Source organism: Burkholderia sp. Ap-955, assembly GCF_011753045.1.
Classification (GTDB): domain Bacteria; phylum Pseudomonadota; class Gammaproteobacteria; order Burkholderiales; family Burkholderiaceae; genus Burkholderia; species Burkholderia lata_D.
Map to the genome: position 1 here is coordinate 1 of NZ_VWWH01000065.1, position 16247 is coordinate 16247.

Genomic DNA, 16247 nt, shown 5'->3' on the forward strand with positions numbered 1-16247 from the left:
ATTCGAGGAAGCCTTCGGCGATGAGCTGCGCGTACGCATCGACGACGGTGCCGCGCGCCACCTGCAGCGACGCGGCGAGCAGCCGGGTGGACGGCAGCGCGTCGCCCGGATGGACGTCGCCGCGCCGCACGGCTTCGCGCAGCGCCTGCGCGAGCTGGCGGCTCAGGTCGCCGGCTGCACGATCGAGCGCGCCGAGTGACGGGATGTCGACGTTCCGGGCCGTTCTTGCCATGATTCTGGTCTGCTGAAATTGTTTCAAACCGGCTCTACAGCATAAACCAGTTTGGCGCCACAATCGGCGCATGACGGGCCAGCGCCCGATCCATTCCCACCCCCGCATGACCGTGGAGCCGACATGTACGTCCCCGCCGATTTCAACGAGCCCAACCCCGACGCGCTGCGCGAGCTGATCGTGCAGCATCCGTTCGCCAGCCTGATCACGCACGGCAAGAGCGGGCTCGACGCGAATCACATCCCGTTCGAGCTGCTGCCCGGCGATGGCGGGCTCGGCGAACTGCACGCGCACGTCTCGCGCGCGAATCCGGTCTGGCAGGACGTCGCGAACGGTGACGAGGTGCTCGTGATCTTCCGCGCGGGCGACGCGTATATCTCGCCGACCTGGTATCCAAGCAAGCATGTGGCGCACCGGCAGGTGCCGACGTGGAACTACGTGGTCGTGCATGCGCACGGCCGCATCACGGTGCGCGACGACGCGAAGTTCGTGCGCGGCGTGGTCGCCCGCCTGACGCGCACGCACGAGGCGTCGCAGCCGGTGCCGTGGAAGATGGGCGATGCGCCGGCGGACTATCTCGATGCGATGCTGCAGGCGATCGTCGGGCTGCAGATCGAGATCACGCGGCTCGTCGGCAAGCGCAAGCTCGGGCAGAACAAGGACGAGGCCGATATCCGCGGCGCCGGCGACGCGCTGGTCGCGAACGGCAACCTCGCGATCGGCGAAGCGATGATCGCGGCGGCCGACGCGAAGCGCGGGTGAGCGCCCGCGACGGGCAGGCATGCGCGGGCAAGCGCCACCCCCGCGCACCGGCGCGTCACTGCGTGCGCGTCGCGCCCTTCGCGCCTTCACCGGCCTGCGCGAGCGCGCCGCGAATCGCGGCCTCGGTCTTGTCGTACTCGCCTTCGCCGTAGCGCGTATAGACGACCTTCCCGTTCGCGTCGATCAGGTACAGCGCGGGCCAGTACTGGTTGCCGTACGCGCGCCACGTGTCGTAGCGGTTGTCCTGCGCGACCGGATACTGGATGCCGAAGCGCTTGATCGCATCGGCGACGTTGCCCGCGTCGCGCTCGAACGGATACTCGGGCGTATGCACGCCGACCACGACGAGCCCCTGGTCGCGATACTTCCGGTCCCACGCCTTCACGTACGGAATTGTATGAATGCAGTTGATGCACGAGTACGTCCAGAAATCGACGAGCACGACCTTGCCGCGCAACTGGCCGAGCGTCAGCGGCGCGCTGTTGTGCCAGCGGTCGATGCCGGTGAAATCGGGTGCGGACATGCCGGCCTGCGAGGTCGGCATGCCCGCGTCGTCGCGGGTGCCCGCGAAGGCGGCGAGCCCGGCCGTGGCGGCGAGGGCGAAGACGAGGGCGGCGATCTTGAGGCGGGGCAGCATGGCGTTCTCCTGAGCGGGAGGCCGCCGCGCGATGGCGGCGGCCGGACGGGTTTCGACAGGCCCCATTAAGCGGCGCCGACGTATCTGCGATGTGTCCGGCGAGCCACGCGTATGCAATGTTGTGTGTCGTCACGGCGGCGCGATACATTGGGATACAAACGTCTGCCCGCCGTGCGGTATAAAAGCGGACATCACCTGCCCGAATACCTCGACACCGACAACGACTCATGGACAAGATCGACCACGTGCTGATCGTCGACGACGACCGCGCGATCCGCGAGCTGATCGCGGATTACCTGGAGAAGAACGGCATGCGCGTTTCGCTGGCCGCGAATGGCCGCGAGATGCGCAATGTGCTGGACGACGGCGCGCCGGACCTGATCGTGCTCGACCTGATGATGCCGGGCGAGGACGGCCTCACGCTGTGCCGCGACCTGCGCGCCGGCAAGTTCCGTACGGTGCCCGTGCTGATGCTGACTGCGCGCGGCGAGGAAACCGACCGCATCATCGGCCTCGAGATGGGCGCCGACGATTACCTGGCCAAGCCGTTCGCGGTGCGCGAACTGCTCGCGCGGATCCGCTCGGTGCTGCGCCGCGCGCGCATGCTGCCGCCCGGCATGCAGGTGACGGAAACCGCGGAGATGCTCGCGTTCGGCGAATGGCGGCTCGACACGACCGGGCGCCACCTGCTCGATGCGGAAGGCACGCTGGTCGCGCTGAGCGGCGCCGAATACCGGCTGCTGCGCGTGTTCCTCGACAACCCGCAGCGCGTGCTGACGCGCGACCAGTTGCTCAATCTCACGCAGGGCCGGCAGTCCGACCCGTTCGACCGGTCGATCGACCTGCTCGTGAGCCGGCTGCGCCAGCGCCTGCGCGACGGCGCGCGCGAACCGCGCTACATCAAGACGCTGCGCAACGAGGGCTATGTGTTCTCGTCGGCCGTGACCGCCGTCGACGGTACGCCATGAGCGCGCGCATGCCGTGGCACTGGCCGCGCTCGCTGTTCGCGCGGCTCGCGCTGATCCTGTGCGTGGGCCTCGCGCTCGCGCAGACGCTGTCGTTCTGGCTCACCGTGACCGAGCGCGACCAGGCGACCACCAACCTGATGATGGGTTACATCGAGCGCGAGGTCGCGAGCTCGGTCGCGCTGCTCGACCATCTGCCGCCGGCCGAGCGGGCCGCGTGGCTGCCGCGTCTCGCGCGGCGCAGCTACGCGTTCATCCTCGGGCCCGGCGAGACCGGCACGCCGCCGGAAGCGCGGCTGTCGGCGCGCGTCGAGCGGTCGATTTCCGACGGCATCGGCGGCGACTACCCGCTGACCGCGAACGCGATTCCCGGCGACCGCGAACATCTGCAGGTGCATCTGCGGCTGACCGACGGGTCGCCGCTGACGATCGACATCCATCCGATGTCGACGGTGCCGCTGTCGGGCTGGCTGCCGGTCGTGCTCGTGCTGCAGCTCGCGGTGCTGGCCGCGTGCTGCTGGCTCGCGGTGCGGCTCGCGACGCGGCCGCTCAAGCAGCTCGCGCAGGCCGCCGATGCGCTCGGCCCCGACCTGAAGGGCGAGCGGCTGAACGAAAGCGGGCCGTCGGAAGTCGCGCGCGCCGCCCGGGCGTTCAACGCGATGCAGGATCGCATCGCGCAGTACATGGCCGAGCGCATGCAGATCCTCGCGTCGATCTCGCACGACCTGCAGACGCCGATCACGCGGATGCGCTTGCGCGCCGACATGATGGACGACGACGCGCAGGGCGCGAAGCTGCGCCAGGACCTGCTCGAGATGGAGCATCTGGTGAAGGAGGGCGTCGCGTACGCGCGGACGCTGCACGGCAACGAGGAAGCCGCGCGCCGCATCGATCTCGATGCGCTGCTCGACAGCATCGTGTGCGACTACACGGATGCGGGGCAGGACGTCGCGCTGCACAGCCGCGCGCCGCTCGCGCTCGTCACGCGGCCGAAGGCACTGCGCCGCATCGTCGGCAATCTCGTCGACAACGCGCTGAAGTTCGCGGGCGCGGCCGAGATCGACGTGCACGCCGCGCCGGACGGCGGCGCGGTGATCGCCGTGCTCGACCGCGGGCCCGGCATTCCGGACGATCAGCTCGACGCGGTGTTCGAGCCGTTCCGGCGCGTGGAGACGTCGCGCAACCGCGAGACGGGCGGCACGGGGCTCGGCCTCGCGATCGCGCGGCAGCTCGCGCTGGCGATGGGCGGCACGCTCACGCTGAACAACCGGGCGGACGGTGGCGGGCTGGAGGCGCGGCTGACGCTGAGGAATGCGGGGTGACAGCGTGCGGCGTGTGAGCGCCGCGGCTTCAGGTTTGTGCTGAAGCCGAAGCTGACGCCGTCGCCGACGCGTGCAACGTCACCCGCGCTGCAGATGCGCATCGACGAGCGGCGCGAGCGTCGCTGCATGAACGGCCGCGAGATCGTGCCGGCCGCCCGGCACGACATGCAGCTGCGCGTCGGGCAACCGCTCGAGCAGGCGCCGGCCGGCCGCGACGGGGCTGATCGGATCGTCGTCGCCCCACAGCAGCAGCGTCGGCTGCACGATGCGGCCGATATCCCGCGACAGGTCGGCACGGAACGTCAGGAACCAGTCGGGAAGCTGCGGGTTGGCTTCCGCGAAACCGGCGCGCCAGTCCTGCGCGCCGAGCCCGGCCATGTCGAGGCCGCCGGACGTGACCGTCAGCACGAGGTGCGTGATCAGTTCGGGTTTGTCGAGCGCCGCGCGCATCGCGATCACGCCGCCCATCGATTGCGCGATCACGGCGGTCGGCCGGTCGATCGTTTCCAGCACATGGCGCACGAGGCTGTCGAAATCGTCGACGGCCGGATCGCGCGGCGTGTCGCCGAAGCCCGGATAGCCGACGATCCGGCGCTCGGCCGGATGCGTCAGCAGGCTGGCGAGCGGTTGCCAGAAGGCGGTGCTGCCCGATGCGCCGGGCAGGAAGAGCAGTTGCGACGGAACGGGCATGGCGGTGCGGTTTTCCGATGAGTGAAGTGAAGCGGAAGGGCGCGCGAGGTGAGCCGAACGGATCAGCACCGGCCGGTGCGCAGCGCGACGGTCCAGTCGTCGCGCCCGCGAGAGGCCGCGGTGGCGGCCGCCGTGTGCCAGTCGTATTCGACCGCATGGAATTCGACGTTCCAGCCGGCGGCCGTGCGCGTCACCATCGCGTAGCGCGCATGCGGCGAGCCCGTCTCGATGCGGTGCGGATGCGGCAGGTCGTCCGTGTAGGCCTGCAGCCCGACGCTGCCCGGGTTGACCACCAGCCGGCCGTCGTCGAGCTTGGCCGTGCGCGGGAGGTGCGTGTGGCCGCACAGGATCAGCGATGCCGGTGCGTCGCCCGCGCGCTGCGCGATTTCATCGGGCGTGGCCGCACGGCAGCCGTCGGGCGTGACCGTTTCGAGGAAATAGACGAGGTCGCTGTCGGGCGTGCCGTGCACCATCAGCACGTCGTCGCCGAGCGTCATGCGTTCGGGCAGCGCGGCGATCCAGTCGAGATGATCGGCGCGCAGCGTCTCGTGCGCCCAGCGATCCGACAGCCGCATCGACTCGCGGTCGCCGGTGAGCAGTTGCCGTTCGTGATTGCCCTTGATGGTCGGCAGGTCGAGCGCGATCAGGCGGTCGGCCGTTTCGGGCGGATGGAGCGCGCCGGACAGGATGTCGCCGAGATTGACGATCACGTCGGCGCCGCGGCGGCGGACGTCGTCGAGCACCGCGTCGAGTGCGGCGAGGTTGCCGTGGATGTCGGACAGCGCGGCGATTTTCATGGGGGATCGTCGAGGAAGGGAACGGCGATTGTCGCCAATTCGGCGCAGGCCGTCCAATGGCGTGCGCATGCGAAGCGGTGAGCGGTTTGACGTGAAGCCGCGGGTGGTGTGTCAGTCGGTCGCGAGGCGCGCGTACATCGTGAAATCGCCCGGCGTGCCGCGCACCATCTTGTACGCGCGCAACAGCCCTTCGTAGCGGTAGCCGCATTTCTGCAGCACGCGCGCGGAGCCTGCGTTGCTGGTCAGCACGACGGCCTGCATGCGCATGAAGCCCTCGACGAATGCCCACTCGGTGACGGCCGTGCACAGCGCGCTCGCGATCCCGCGCCCCCAGTGCGACGGCGCGAGATCGTACGCGATTTCCGCCGAGCGGTTCACGGTCGATACGGTATGCAGGCCGATCGTCCCGGCGAGCGCGCCCGATGCGTCGTCGATCACGGCGAGACGCCGGATCGAATCGGGGTCCGTCGATTCGATGGCGTCGAACAGCGGCAGCAGATCGTCGGGCGAGCGAAGGTTCCAGCTCGTGTGGCGGTAGACGTCGGGGTTCGTCAGGTACGCGTACCACGCGTCGAGGTCGGTGCGTTCGATCTGGCGGAGCGACAGGCCGGGAAAGCCGGAGCGGGGCGGCGCAGCGATTTTCATCGGAATCCGCGCCTATGCCGCATGACGCCGGTACAGCGCCAGCGACCCGGCGAGCGCGAGCAGCATCGCACCGCAGGTGCGTTCGAGCCACAGCGCCCCCGCGCGCTTCAGCAGCCGCACCGCGCGTGCGCCGAGCAGCGCGTAGCCGAACATCACGACCCCGTCGAGCAGCGCGAACGTGATCGCGAGCGCGACGTATTGCGGCGCGAGCGGCGCGGACGGATCCAGGAACTGCGGCAAAAAGGCGGAGAAGAACAGATAGCCCTTCGGGTTCGTCACCGCCGTGAGGAAACTCTTCGCGAAGATCGATGCGTTGCGCCCGGATGTGTCGCCGCCGTGCGCGGCGGCGACGTCGAGCGAGCCCTTCGACATCAGCAGCCGGATGCCGACGTACGCGAGATACGCGGCGCCGAGCCACTTCACCACCGAGAACCAGAACGCCGACGCCATCAGCAGCGCGCCGAGGCCGAGCGCGACTGCGACGATCAGCACGAAGTCGGACAGCATCGCGCCCGCGAAGCCGTAGGCCGCGCGGCGCACGCCGTAACGCGAGCCGTTGGTCAGCGCGAGCAGCACGGTCGGGCCGGGTGTCGCGATACCGACGAACGCGACGGCGGCGAAGATCAGCAGGGTCGTCTCATGCATGAAGGCACTCCCGATGGATGGCGCGCGTTCGATTATCGGTTGCGCCTGCCCGGGCTGTACAGGTGCGGCGCGCTGCGCACACGGCCGCCCGCCCGACTATCTCGATTTTGGCAAAAAACTGTTTTCATTATTCCGCTTTCGATCGGAACCGGTTCCATCTACCATGGCGGCCGCAGTGGGCATGCCCGCCGCGTCGTCGCGCGCGGCCGCGGCCGGCCTCGCACCGCCGGCAGATCTCGCCGCCCGCGCGCTACTCGCAACTGACAGCCAGAACAACGGGTTCAACGCCCGGAGACACGACAATCATGAACAAGCAACTGATCGCAGCCCCGCTGCTGCTCTCGCTCGCGGGCATCGCCGCCGCGCAAAGCTCCGTCACGCTGTACGGCATCGTCGATGCGGGCGTGACCTATCGCAGCAACGAGCGGGTCGGCTCCGCGGGCGCTTACACCGGCCATTCGAGCGTCGGGCTCACGACCGGCAACCTGTCCGGCAGCCGCTGGGGGATCAAGGGTTCCGAGGATCTCGGCGGCGGGATGCGCGCGCTGTTCGTCCTCGAGAACGGCTTCGACATCACGAACGGCACGTCGGGGCAGGGTGGCCGCCAGTTCGGCCGCCAGGCGTTCGTCGGCCTCGGCAGCGACCGCTACGGCACGGTCACGCTCGGCCGCCAGTACACGTCGCTCGACGACTTCGTGAGCCCGGTCGGCCCGTCGTCGTATATCGGCGGCTTCGGCGCGCACCCGGGCGACATCGACGACCTCGACCAGACCGCGCGGGTCGACAGCTCGATCAAGTACACGAGCGCCAACTACTCGGGCTTCACGTTCGGCGCGCTCTACGGCTTCGGCAGCCAGCCGGGCAGCATGAAGCAGCGCAACACGTGGAGCGTCGGCGCGGCGTACGCGGCGGGCCCGCTGCGCGTCGGCGTCGGCTACGAGCGGTCGGACAACAGCAAGACGGGTGCGACCGACCCGACGGCCGGCAAGTGGCAGAGCACCGACGACGGGCTGTTCAACTCGTCGATCAACGAAGGCTATGCGAGCGCGCAATCGCAGCAGATCATCGCGACCGGCGCGACCTACGACTTCGGCCCGGCCGTCGTCGGCGTGAACTACAGCAACGTGCAGTACCGCAGCGGCGGCCAGTCGCTGTTCACCGGCCATGCGACGTTCAACGTCGCGGGCGTGTTCACGCGCTGGAACGTGCAGCCGCAGACGCAGTTGTTCGCGGGCTACAGCTACACGCGCGGCAGCGACGTCGACGGCGTGGACGACCGCGCGCAGTATCACAACGTCACGCTCGGCGCCGTGTATGACCTGTCGAAGCGCACCAGCGTTTACCTGCTCGGCGCGTACCAGCATGCATCGGGCATGACGCTCGACGCGCTCGGCCGCCCGGTGGCCGCGACCGCGTCGGTGTCGGACAAGGCGAACGGCCACTCGTCCGATTCGCGCTCGCAGGCCATCGTCAGTCTCGGCCTGCGCCAGAAGTTCTGACGTAAAGCGATCGTTGCGGCTGCAACGTTGCCCGCAGCCGATGCAGGCAACGTTGCCCGCAGGCTCCCATACTGTCGCCTCCTTTCATGGAGGAGACGACATGACCCGAACGCATTCCGCGAGCTGCCTGTGCGGAACCGTCACCGTGACGCTGCGCGGCGAGCCGGCGGCGCGCGCGAACTGCCATTGCGCGACCTGCCGCGATTTCTACGGCACGCCGGTGCTGTCGGCGACCGCGTGGCCGCCCGGGCAGGTCGCCGTCGAAGGCGGTAGCGCGACGTTCCCGCGTCCAGCGAAGTCGATGTCGCGCACATACTGCGCGTCGTGCGGCGAGATCGTGTTCGGCACCAACCGGCTCGGCATGCGCGTCGTGCCGAACAGGGTGGCCGCACGTGCGCACGGCGGGCAACTGCCCGACGACCTGCAGCCGACGATGCGCCTGTTCTACCGGCACCGCGTGATCGACGTCGTCGACGCGCTGCCGAAATACCTCGACGGCTGGGACGGCCCGACGCTCGACGACGCGAACTGAACGATCGCAGCCGCGTGCCGGCACGGCCGGCGCACGGTTTTGGGTTTTCTCCACCGTATCCCGCTTTCCTCTTCCTTCCTCCCGCCGCATGCCGCTGTGCTGAATCGCGACGACGCGATTGCGCCGGACATTATTTTTCTCTTTCATTTAAATTTCTATTTGTAATAATTTGGCCCATTTCCGGGGAATGAAAAAGACAATGCGGGCATTTCAGAAAAAATGACGTATTCGCATTGAGTGGGCCGGAAGAAAATGCCGGGGAAAAAGCGCCGAAACCGTGCGCCCGGCAAGCTGTTGCGGTGCGGTGAACGGGTTTGACCATCGTTGACGGAAAAGCGCCGGACGGCAAAAAGAACGAGGTGAATAATTCGTGAGGACGGCGAATGCGTTTTAACCGAAATCACCAATATTTCATGCGCCGCGATTTACAGTGTCGATCATTGAACGTTCGGGAGCATTATTCATGTCAATGAAACAAATTCGGGCGGCGTTGCTGGGAATGTGCATGGCAATGCTGGCGCCGGCGAGTCACGCGCAGATGCAATACTCGACCGACTGGCTCGCGAACACGTACGGCACGCTGGCCCAGCACGTCGGCAATGCCGCGCGCTCGATGTGGGTCGCGCCCGAGGGCGTGATCTACACGTCGTCGCGCTGGGACGAGAACGCGGGCGGCGTCGCGCTCTACCAGAACGGCCAGACGATGGGCACGATCGGCATCCACGACGAATTCCAGGGCGGCGCGATTACCGGCAACGCGACGTCGATCTTCGTCGCGCTCGGCTACAACCGCACCTTCGGCAGCGGCTCGGTGGGCCGCTACAATCGCAGCACGAACAAACGCGACCTGCGCATTCCGGTCAGCACGTGGACGGGCCTCCCGAACCCGGACGTGATCACCGGCCTCGTGACGGGCGGCAACCTGCTGTACGCGAGCGATTTCTACGGCAACCGCGTGCGCGTCTATACAACCGACGGCGTCTGGCAGCGCGACATCGGCGTGACCGGGCCCGGCGCGCTGGCGCTCGATGCGGCGGGCAACCTGTGGGTCGCGCGCATGAGCGCAGGCGTGGTCGTGCAGTACAGCGCGACCGGCACGCTGATGAACACGATCCAGATGGCGGCCGGCGCGCGGCCGTCGGCGCTGTATTTCGATGCGTCGACGGGGCAGTTGCTGGTGGGCGACCAGGGCCCGGACATGAACATCAAGCTCTACAGCCTCGCCGGGTTGCCGCAGCAGATCGGCACGTTCGGCGTGCAGGGCGGCTATCTCGACACGACCTCGGGCATCAAGGGGCAGGTCGGCGACAAGCGCTTCACGCGCGTGGTCGGCATCGGCAAGGATTCGGGCGGCAACCTGTACGTGCTCAACAACGCGTGGGGCGGCGGCTGGGATCTCGGGCGCAACGGCAGCACCGACCTGCATGCGTACAGCCCGACGGGCGCGCTGCAATGGAAGCTGCAGGCGCTGAACTTCGAGGCGATCGCCGCGCCCGATCCGGCGACCGACGGCACGTTCTTCTACAGCGGCAACAACGTGTATACGGGCTCGGCGGGCGGCACGTTCGTCGCGAACACGGTCGACCCGTTCACCTATCCGAAGGACCCGCGCCTCGACATGAACGACTACCAGCGCGGCCAGCATTTCGGCCAGCTCGTGATGGTGGGCGGCAACCGGATTCTCATCGCGTCGGGCCAGAACCCCGGCAACTTCAATTTCTACTACTTCACGCCGGCGACCGGCTACATCGCGAATCCGGCCGGCTCGCTGCCGGGCAAGCCGTTCAACACGACGTTGCAGGTCACGACCGGTTTCGACATCGACGGCAACGGCGACGTGTGGGCCGGGCTGAACGGCACCAACGTGATCACCCGCTACCCGATGACGGGCTTCGACGCGACCGGCAAGCCGTCATGGGGCAAGCCGGTGACGACGCCCGTGCCGAGCACCGTGGCGCCGACGACGCGCATCATCTACCAGGCGGACAGCGACACGATGATCCTCGCGCAGGGCCTGGCGAACAACTGGGACTGGACCGCGATGAACGGGCACATCGAGGTCTATCACGGCTGGAAGAACGGCAACACGACCGCACCGAACCCGGTGATCAACCTGACGAGCGCGAACCCGAAATCGATCGCGGCGGCCGGCCATTACCTGTTCGTCGGCTACGTGCACACCGTGCCGAACGTCGACGTGTTCGATCTCAACACCGGCGCGCTCGTGACGACGCTGACCAACTCGAACACGTCGGCGATGGACGTCGGCAACGACGTCGACTCGATGTACGGGATCCGCGCGTACCTGCGCTCGACCGGCGAATACGTGATCACGAAGGACAACTACAACGGCACGAGCATGATCGTGTATCGCTGGCATCCGTGAACGCGCAGGCCGTTCGGTCGCGTACGGCACGGCCTGGATTTCGCGCTTGTCGAACGATACCGTCCTATTGATAGGGAAACCTGATTATTGAAATCGGGTGGGTAAGGCGACTTGTATAATTGCGGCCAACCAATACATACATGCCTTACCGAGAGAGAACGTTATCCATGAACTGGGACGATGCCCGCGTTTTTCTGGCCGTTCATCGCACGGGAACGCTGCGCGAGGCCGCCGCCGTGCTCGATGTTGATCAGGCCACCGTGGGGCGGCGGCTGACGGCGCTCGAGAAGGCGCTGGGCGCGAAGCTGTTTCTCAAGACGTCGTCCGGCTATGTCGTGACGCAGGTCGGCGAGCATTCGCTGCAGGCCGCGGAAGCGATGGAGCAGGCGGCGAGCGACTTCGAGCGTCGCGTCCACGGCTCGGACGACCGGCTCGAAGGCGAGGTCCGCGTGACGACGACCGATTCCCTTGCGATGGATTTCGTCGTGCCCGCGATACGGTCGTTGCGACAGAAGTGCCCCGCGATACACGTGGTTCTCACGACGTCGGTACAGGTGCTCAACCTGACCCGGCGCGATGCGGATCTCGCGATTCGAACCGTGATGCCGGAAAACCCGGATCTCGTCCGCCGCAAACTGGCGGAGTGGGAGGTCGGGCTGTTCGCGAGCCGTGAGTATCTGGATGCACATGGTGAGCCTGCGATCGGATCGGCTTTCGAAGGGCATGACCTGGTCGTCTATCAACCTTCCATCACGTCCAACCAGGGCGACACGCTGTGCGGCGAGTCGATGGAACGCGGGCTCATCGTTGCGCAAGTGAGTTCGAGCCTGATGCTGGCCACGTCGATCCGGTCGGGCATCGGCATCGGTGAACTGCCGGTGTATATGGCGCAAGGGGATGATTCGCTCGTGCGAATCTGGCCCGACCGGTCGCGAGCCGCGCCGTATCAGGTCTGGCTCGTGTCGCATACGGACCTGAACCGGACGGCGCGCGTTCGTGCCGTCACCGCCGAGATTGCCGCTTCGTTCGACCGCTATCGATAGCGGCCGGGTCTCGCCAGTGCGGGGCCGGTTGCTCAACGCGGCCGGGTCTTGCGCATCGAGAGCGTGCGTCGTGCGGCATACCAGCGAGGCACGATCGCGACCGCCGCGACGATCGCGAAGAACGGGATGGCCGTCGCGAGCACATGGCTGCCGGTACCGAGCAGGCCGCCGGACACGGTGGCCGCGAGCGACGCACTGCCGATCTGGAAGAAGCCGACGAGCCCGGACGCCGTGGCCGCGCGCCCGTGTTCGCTCGCGATGGCGCCCGAGACGGCGAGCGACAGCGACGATCCGTTCGACAGGCTGACGACGAACATCGGCAACACGATCGCGATGATGCTCTTGACGTGCGACGATTCGCACAGGGCGAACGCGATGCCGCCGGCCACGAAGCAGCCGACGCCGGCCACGACGATCGCGTCGTAGGACATCCGGTCGAGCATGCGGCGCGAGAGCATGTTGGCGGAAATGATGCCGGCGGTCAGCGGCAGATAAAGCCAGCCGCTTTGCTGTTCCGACAGGCCCAGGCCGGAGAAGATGAACGGCGACTGTGTCAGGTAGACGAACCACGCGCAATAGATCGCGCAGACGACGAGCGTGTACCGGATGAATGCCCGATCCCCGAGCACATCGGCGAAGCCGGACAACGGCGCGGCGTGAGGTTGCCCCGGCGCGACGGCAGGCCGCGTTTCCTTCAGGAGAAGCTGGACGAGCACGAGCGCGACCGCGCCAAACGCGGCGACGAACATGAAATCGCTCCGCCATCCGAACCAAGCAGCCAGATATCCGCCGATCGCGGGCGCGATCGCCGGAGACAGCGACACGAGCGGATACACGATGCTGTAGACCTTCGCGGATGCGTGCTTGTCGCAGGTGTCGGCGATGATCGCGCGTCCGATGACGAGGCCGGACGCCGCACCCAGCGCTTCGAGCACGCGCCAGCCAAGAAAGCTCGCGAAGCCGCTGGCGCTTGCGCAGCCGATCGAGCCCAGGATGTATACGAGGATGCCGACCGTCAGCACCGGTTTGCGTCCCCATCGATCGGAGAGCGGGCCGTAGAACAGCTGCGCACAGGCGAGCGCGATCAGGTAGGCCGATACCGTCTGCGGCATCTGCCATGCACCGATTGAAAACTCATGGGCCATCGACGGCATCGCGGGCAGGTAGACGTCGGACGCGATCAGGCCGAAGGCGCTCAATAGGGAGACGACGAGGATGAGTGAGAAGTGGGACATGTTCGCTGGGTGGTTGGGGCGGAGCGCGCGGAGAGGGCAACGCGTATTGAGCAGCCCTGAGACAAGGCCGGGGCGATCATACGGCGTGCGATGCGGTTCGGGAGCCGGCGGAATTGCATCGCTCGGATGCATTTCTGCGGGCGGCGAAGCGCGTGCCGGGGAGGCGTGTGGAGGAGGGCGTCGGGTGTCGTACAGGACGCTGGTCAAGAAGAATCCGGCGCCGGTGTTGGCGGCGAGCAACGACGCGTTTCGCCGTCGTGCTTGTTGCGCCGGATGATCGATCGGTGTTTCGTCGCGGCGTTGCTGTTCGACGCAATGCGCGCGGGTTTGCCGCAATCGACCGACCGTGAAGTGGCCGGGGTGCTGCGCCGAGGAGGAGAGGGGGGCGGCTGAGCGAGCGTGGGACGCGACCGCTGATGCGGGTTTGCGGGTGGGCCGCCGCTTGCCGGCAAGCCCACGCACGCATCAGGCCATCAGCACATCAGAACGACACCGTCGTCGTCAGCGTGACGAGCCGCGGCTCGCCGACCGCGATGATCAGGTTGTTGTTGCTCGACGGGTAGTAGGTCTTGTCGAGCAGGTTCTTCACGTTGAGCTGGAAGCGCGTCGGGAACTTGCCGATCGTCGTTTCGTAGGCCGCGAACGCGTCGACGGTCACGTAGCCGGGCAGCGTGAAGCTGTTCGCGGTGTCGCCGGAGCGTGCGCCGACAAGACGTGCGCCGCCGCCGAAGCGCCAGCGGCCGGGCAGGTTCGCGATCGCCGTGTCGTATACCGCGAAGAGGCTGCCCGTATGGCGCGCAACGTTGGTTAGCGGCGTGTTGCTGTCACGATCGGTTGCATTCGTGTACGCATAGCTGCCGATCACGCTCAGGTGGCGCGTGATCTGCCCGGCGACGTCGAGCTCGATCCCGCGCGAGCGCGCCGTGCCGATCGTCGACGTCAGATCGCCGACCGTGACCGCGACGTTGCGCTTGTCGATCTGGTAGACCGCGAGCGTGCCGGTGATCGCCGGCTTCACGCTGAACTTCAGCCCGGCCTCGAGCACGCGGCCGTATTCCGGCGCGAGCGGCGCCGCGACGTTCGTGGCGACGTTCGGCTTGAACGAGCGGCTCACGTTCGCGTACGCGGTCAGCGCCGGCGTGAGCGCGTACGCGAGGCCGAACTGCGGCAGCCACACGGTGCCGCGCGAGCGGTCGGCGAACACGAACGGCCGCCCCATTCCCGATTCCTGCTGCCAGTTTTCCCAGCGCAGCCCGCCCACCGCCGTGAGCCGGTCGGTGAGCTTCACCGAGTCCTGCACGATCGTCGAATACGCATGTACCACCGAGCGCGAATCGCTTTGCTTCGGGTTGGGTATGCCGCCCGGTGCGAGCAGGTCGTACACGGGATCGTAGAGAGTGAAGCCCTTCGTCGCCTTGCCGCGGATCGTGTCGCCGCGGAAGCTGCGCTGGCGCTCGTATTCGCCGCCGATGTAGATCGCGTGGTGCATCCCGGCGAGTGTCACGTTGCCGAGCAGGCCGAGCGTCGCGATCTGGTCGGAGTCGTTGCGCCCGAGGTTCGCATCGGACGAGCGCGTCAGTGCGCCGGTCGAGCTGTTGAACGCGGTGGCGCGGGTAATGTATTGGTCATAGCGGTCGCGGCCCCAGCCGTAGGTCGCACGCACGCGCCACGCGTCGGAGAAGCGGTGCTCGATACGCGCGTGCAGCGTTTCCTGGATGCCGCTGCTCTGCGACCACGCTTCCTCGTAGCGGCGGTAGCGCAGCGCATCGTCGAGCTGGCCGTTCACGAGCACGGTGCCGCGATCGAACGGCGTCGTGTAGTCGACGTACTGGTAGCTGACGTCGATCGACGTGTTCGTGTCGTGCCACGACAGCGCGGGTGCGATCAATGCATCGCGCTGGCGGCCGAAGCTGCGCCAGTAGCGGCTCGTGTCGTACTGGCCGGTCAGCCGGAACGCGAGCGTGCCGCCCGCGACCTGGCCCGGCTTGCCGAGCGGGCCCGTGAGATCGAAGGTTGCGCTGCTGCCGCCGTGGCTCGTGCGCGAGGCCGAGATCGAGCCGCCGAACGTGTCTTCCGGCTTGCGTGTGACGAGATTGATCACGCCGCCCGGATCCTGCATCCCGTAGAGCAGCGACGCCGGGCCCTTCAGCACTTCGACGCGGTCGATCGTCGCCAGATAGCTGTGCAGCACCGGCGTGCGCACGCCGTCGACGAGCACGGAGCCGTCGTTGTTCGACCCGAAGCCGCGCTTGATGAACGCGTCGCGCGTGCCGCCGAGCGTGTTCGTCTGCGTGACGCCGCTGATGTTGCCGAGCACGTCGTCGAGCGTGCGCGCCTGCTGGTCCTGCATCACGCTGCTGCTGACCACCGCGACCGATTGCGGAATCTCCTTGATCGAACGGTTGTCGCCGCCCGCGATGCTCGTGGTGCGCGGCTGATAGCCGACCGTCGGATCGGCGGTTGCCGATGCGCTGACGCTGATGGCCGGGAGTTCGCGCGCGGCCGGCGTCGCGGGCGTGGTGGCAACGGTGGCGGGCTCGGCTGCGGATGCATGCGTGCCGCTCGCGACGCACAGAGTGACCAGGGCAGGCAGGCTCGTGCGCCACGGACGCAGGGTCCGGGCACGGCGGGGTGTTCGGCGGGATGGCATGAATCGATGCAGGACGGAGTGCTAAGGATCGTGTCGCGGGCCGCAGCGTTCCGCCACGACCAGGACGCGAATAATATATGTAATGAGAAGCATTTGCAATTGTAATGAGGTGAGCGGTGGCATGCGGGCCTTGGTTGCCGGGCCGTTGGCCGTCTGCTACCGTAGCGACCAAAATCAGACGCAGTGAAATTCAATGAGAGAGCCGGG

General features: G+C 67.4%; 15 protein-coding genes. 7 read left to right on the plus strand and 8 right to left on the minus strand.

Annotated elements, in window-relative coordinates; all coding sequences use genetic code 11:
* Positions 1 to 232 (minus strand): winged helix-turn-helix domain-containing protein (locus tag F3J15_RS26825; RefSeq protein WP_166895029.1); only part of this gene is annotated, 232 nt, incomplete at its 3' end.
* Between the two features lie 123 nt (positions 233 to 355).
* Here F3J15_RS26825 and F3J15_RS26830 point away from each other — a divergent pair.
* Complete coding sequence (locus F3J15_RS26830) at positions 356 to 994, plus strand: FMN-binding negative transcriptional regulator (RefSeq protein WP_166895031.1); 639 nt, start codon at positions 356 to 358, stop codon at positions 992 to 994.
* Positions 995 to 1049: 55 nt separating this feature from the next.
* Here F3J15_RS26830 and F3J15_RS26835 read toward each other — a convergent pair whose 3' ends face one another.
* Complete coding sequence (locus tag F3J15_RS26835; RefSeq protein WP_089448326.1) at positions 1050 to 1631, minus strand: thioredoxin family protein; 582 nt, start codon at positions 1629 to 1631, stop codon at positions 1050 to 1052.
* Positions 1632 to 1858: 227 nt separating this feature from the next.
* On the opposite strand from F3J15_RS26835, the gene F3J15_RS26840 reads away from it, so the two are divergent.
* Both F3J15_RS26840 and F3J15_RS26845 read left to right on the plus strand, forming a co-directional pair.
* Positions 1859 to 2599 (plus strand): response regulator, encoded by a 741-nt coding sequence (locus F3J15_RS26840; RefSeq protein WP_034190595.1) that lies wholly within the window; start codon positions 1859 to 1861, stop codon positions 2597 to 2599.
* Positions 2596 to 3918, plus strand: a complete 1323-nt coding sequence (locus tag F3J15_RS26845; protein ID WP_166895033.1) for an ATP-binding protein — start codon at positions 2596 to 2598, stop codon at positions 3916 to 3918. Before F3J15_RS26840 ends, F3J15_RS26845 begins: the two co-directional genes overlap by 4 nt.
* 78 nt (positions 3919 to 3996) lie before the next feature.
* Here F3J15_RS26845 and F3J15_RS26850 read toward each other — a convergent pair whose 3' ends face one another.
* From F3J15_RS26850 to F3J15_RS26865, 4 genes are all read right to left on the minus strand, one after another.
* The gene (locus F3J15_RS26850; RefSeq protein WP_069252485.1) at positions 3997 to 4608 is read right to left on the minus strand and encodes an alpha/beta fold hydrolase; all 612 of its coding nucleotides are present in this window, start codon (positions 4606 to 4608) and stop codon (positions 3997 to 3999) included.
* Positions 4609 to 4670: 62 nt separating this feature from the next.
* Positions 4671 to 5405 (minus strand): metallophosphoesterase family protein, encoded by a 735-nt coding sequence (locus tag F3J15_RS26855; protein WP_089448323.1) that lies wholly within the window; start codon positions 5403 to 5405, stop codon positions 4671 to 4673.
* A 111-nt stretch (positions 5406 to 5516) separates the two neighbouring features.
* Entirely contained in the window at positions 5517 to 6050 is a 534-nt protein-coding gene (locus F3J15_RS26860; protein WP_166895035.1) for a GNAT family protein, read from the minus strand.
* Between the two features lie 12 nt (positions 6051 to 6062).
* Entirely contained in the window at positions 6063 to 6695 is a 633-nt protein-coding gene (locus F3J15_RS26865; protein ID WP_166895037.1) for a LysE family translocator, read from the minus strand.
* A gap of 305 nt (positions 6696 to 7000) precedes the next feature.
* On the opposite strand from F3J15_RS26865, the gene F3J15_RS26870 reads away from it, so the two are divergent.
* The 4 genes from F3J15_RS26870 to F3J15_RS26885 all read left to right on the plus strand — a co-directional run bounded on the left by F3J15_RS26870 (position 7001) and on the right by F3J15_RS26885 (position 12155).
* Positions 7001 to 8194: a porin gene (locus F3J15_RS26870; protein WP_069252481.1), complete on the plus strand. Its 1194-nt coding sequence runs from the start codon at positions 7001 to 7003 to the stop codon at positions 8192 to 8194.
* 100 nt (positions 8195 to 8294) lie between these two features.
* Complete coding sequence (locus F3J15_RS26875) at positions 8295 to 8726, plus strand: GFA family protein (protein ID WP_166895039.1); 432 nt, start codon at positions 8295 to 8297, stop codon at positions 8724 to 8726.
* Positions 8727 to 9189: 463 nt separating this feature from the next.
* The gene (locus F3J15_RS26880; protein WP_166895041.1) at positions 9190 to 11112 is read left to right on the plus strand and encodes an SMP-30/gluconolactonase/LRE family protein; all 1923 of its coding nucleotides are present in this window, start codon (positions 9190 to 9192) and stop codon (positions 11110 to 11112) included.
* A 167-nt stretch (positions 11113 to 11279) separates the two neighbouring features.
* Complete coding sequence (locus tag F3J15_RS26885; protein ID WP_166895072.1) at positions 11280 to 12155, plus strand: LysR family transcriptional regulator; 876 nt, start codon at positions 11280 to 11282, stop codon at positions 12153 to 12155.
* Positions 12156 to 12187: 32 nt separating this feature from the next.
* On the opposite strand, the gene F3J15_RS26890 is transcribed toward F3J15_RS26885, so the two are convergent.
* Complete coding sequence (locus F3J15_RS26890) at positions 12188 to 13852, minus strand: Bcr/CflA family efflux MFS transporter (protein WP_345891574.1); 1665 nt, start codon at positions 13850 to 13852, stop codon at positions 12188 to 12190.
* Positions 13853 to 13871: 19 nt separating this feature from the next.
* Positions 13872 to 16040, minus strand: a complete 2169-nt coding sequence (locus F3J15_RS26895; RefSeq protein WP_166895043.1) for a TonB-dependent siderophore receptor — start codon at positions 16038 to 16040, stop codon at positions 13872 to 13874.
* Between the last annotated feature and the right edge of the window lie 207 nt (positions 16041 to 16247).

Excerpts from the sequence above, each read along its gene's own strand:
- F3J15_RS26830 (WP_166895031.1), top strand. The coding sequence starts at position 356 with ATGTACGTCCCCGCCGATTTCAACGAGCCCAACCCCGACGCGCTGCGC.
- F3J15_RS26835 (WP_089448326.1), bottom strand. The coding sequence starts at position 1,631 with ATGCTGCCCCGCCTCAAGATCGCCGCCCTCGTCTTCGCCCTCGCCGCC.
- F3J15_RS26840 (WP_034190595.1), top strand. The coding sequence starts at position 1,859 with ATGGACAAGATCGACCACGTGCTGATCGTCGACGACGACCGCGCGATC.
- F3J15_RS26845 (WP_166895033.1), top strand. The coding sequence starts at position 2,596 with ATGAGCGCGCGCATGCCGTGGCACTGGCCGCGCTCGCTGTTCGCGCGG.
- F3J15_RS26850 (WP_069252485.1), bottom strand. The coding sequence starts at position 4,608 with ATGCCCGTTCCGTCGCAACTGCTCTTCCTGCCCGGCGCATCGGGCAGC.
- F3J15_RS26855 (WP_089448323.1), bottom strand. The coding sequence starts at position 5,405 with ATGAAAATCGCCGCGCTGTCCGACATCCACGGCAACCTCGCCGCACTC.
- F3J15_RS26860 (WP_166895035.1), bottom strand. The coding sequence starts at position 6,050 with ATGAAAATCGCTGCGCCGCCCCGCTCCGGCTTTCCCGGCCTGTCGCTC.
- F3J15_RS26865 (WP_166895037.1), bottom strand. The coding sequence starts at position 6,695 with ATGCATGAGACGACCCTGCTGATCTTCGCCGCCGTCGCGTTCGTCGGT.
- F3J15_RS26870 (WP_069252481.1), top strand. The coding sequence starts at position 7,001 with ATGAACAAGCAACTGATCGCAGCCCCGCTGCTGCTCTCGCTCGCGGGC.
- F3J15_RS26875 (WP_166895039.1), top strand. The coding sequence starts at position 8,295 with ATGACCCGAACGCATTCCGCGAGCTGCCTGTGCGGAACCGTCACCGTG.
- F3J15_RS26880 (WP_166895041.1), top strand. The coding sequence starts at position 9,190 with ATGTCAATGAAACAAATTCGGGCGGCGTTGCTGGGAATGTGCATGGCA.
- F3J15_RS26885 (WP_166895072.1), top strand. The coding sequence starts at position 11,280 with ATGAACTGGGACGATGCCCGCGTTTTTCTGGCCGTTCATCGCACGGGA.
- F3J15_RS26895 (WP_166895043.1), bottom strand. The coding sequence starts at position 16,040 with ATGCCATCCCGCCGAACACCCCGCCGTGCCCGGACCCTGCGTCCGTGG.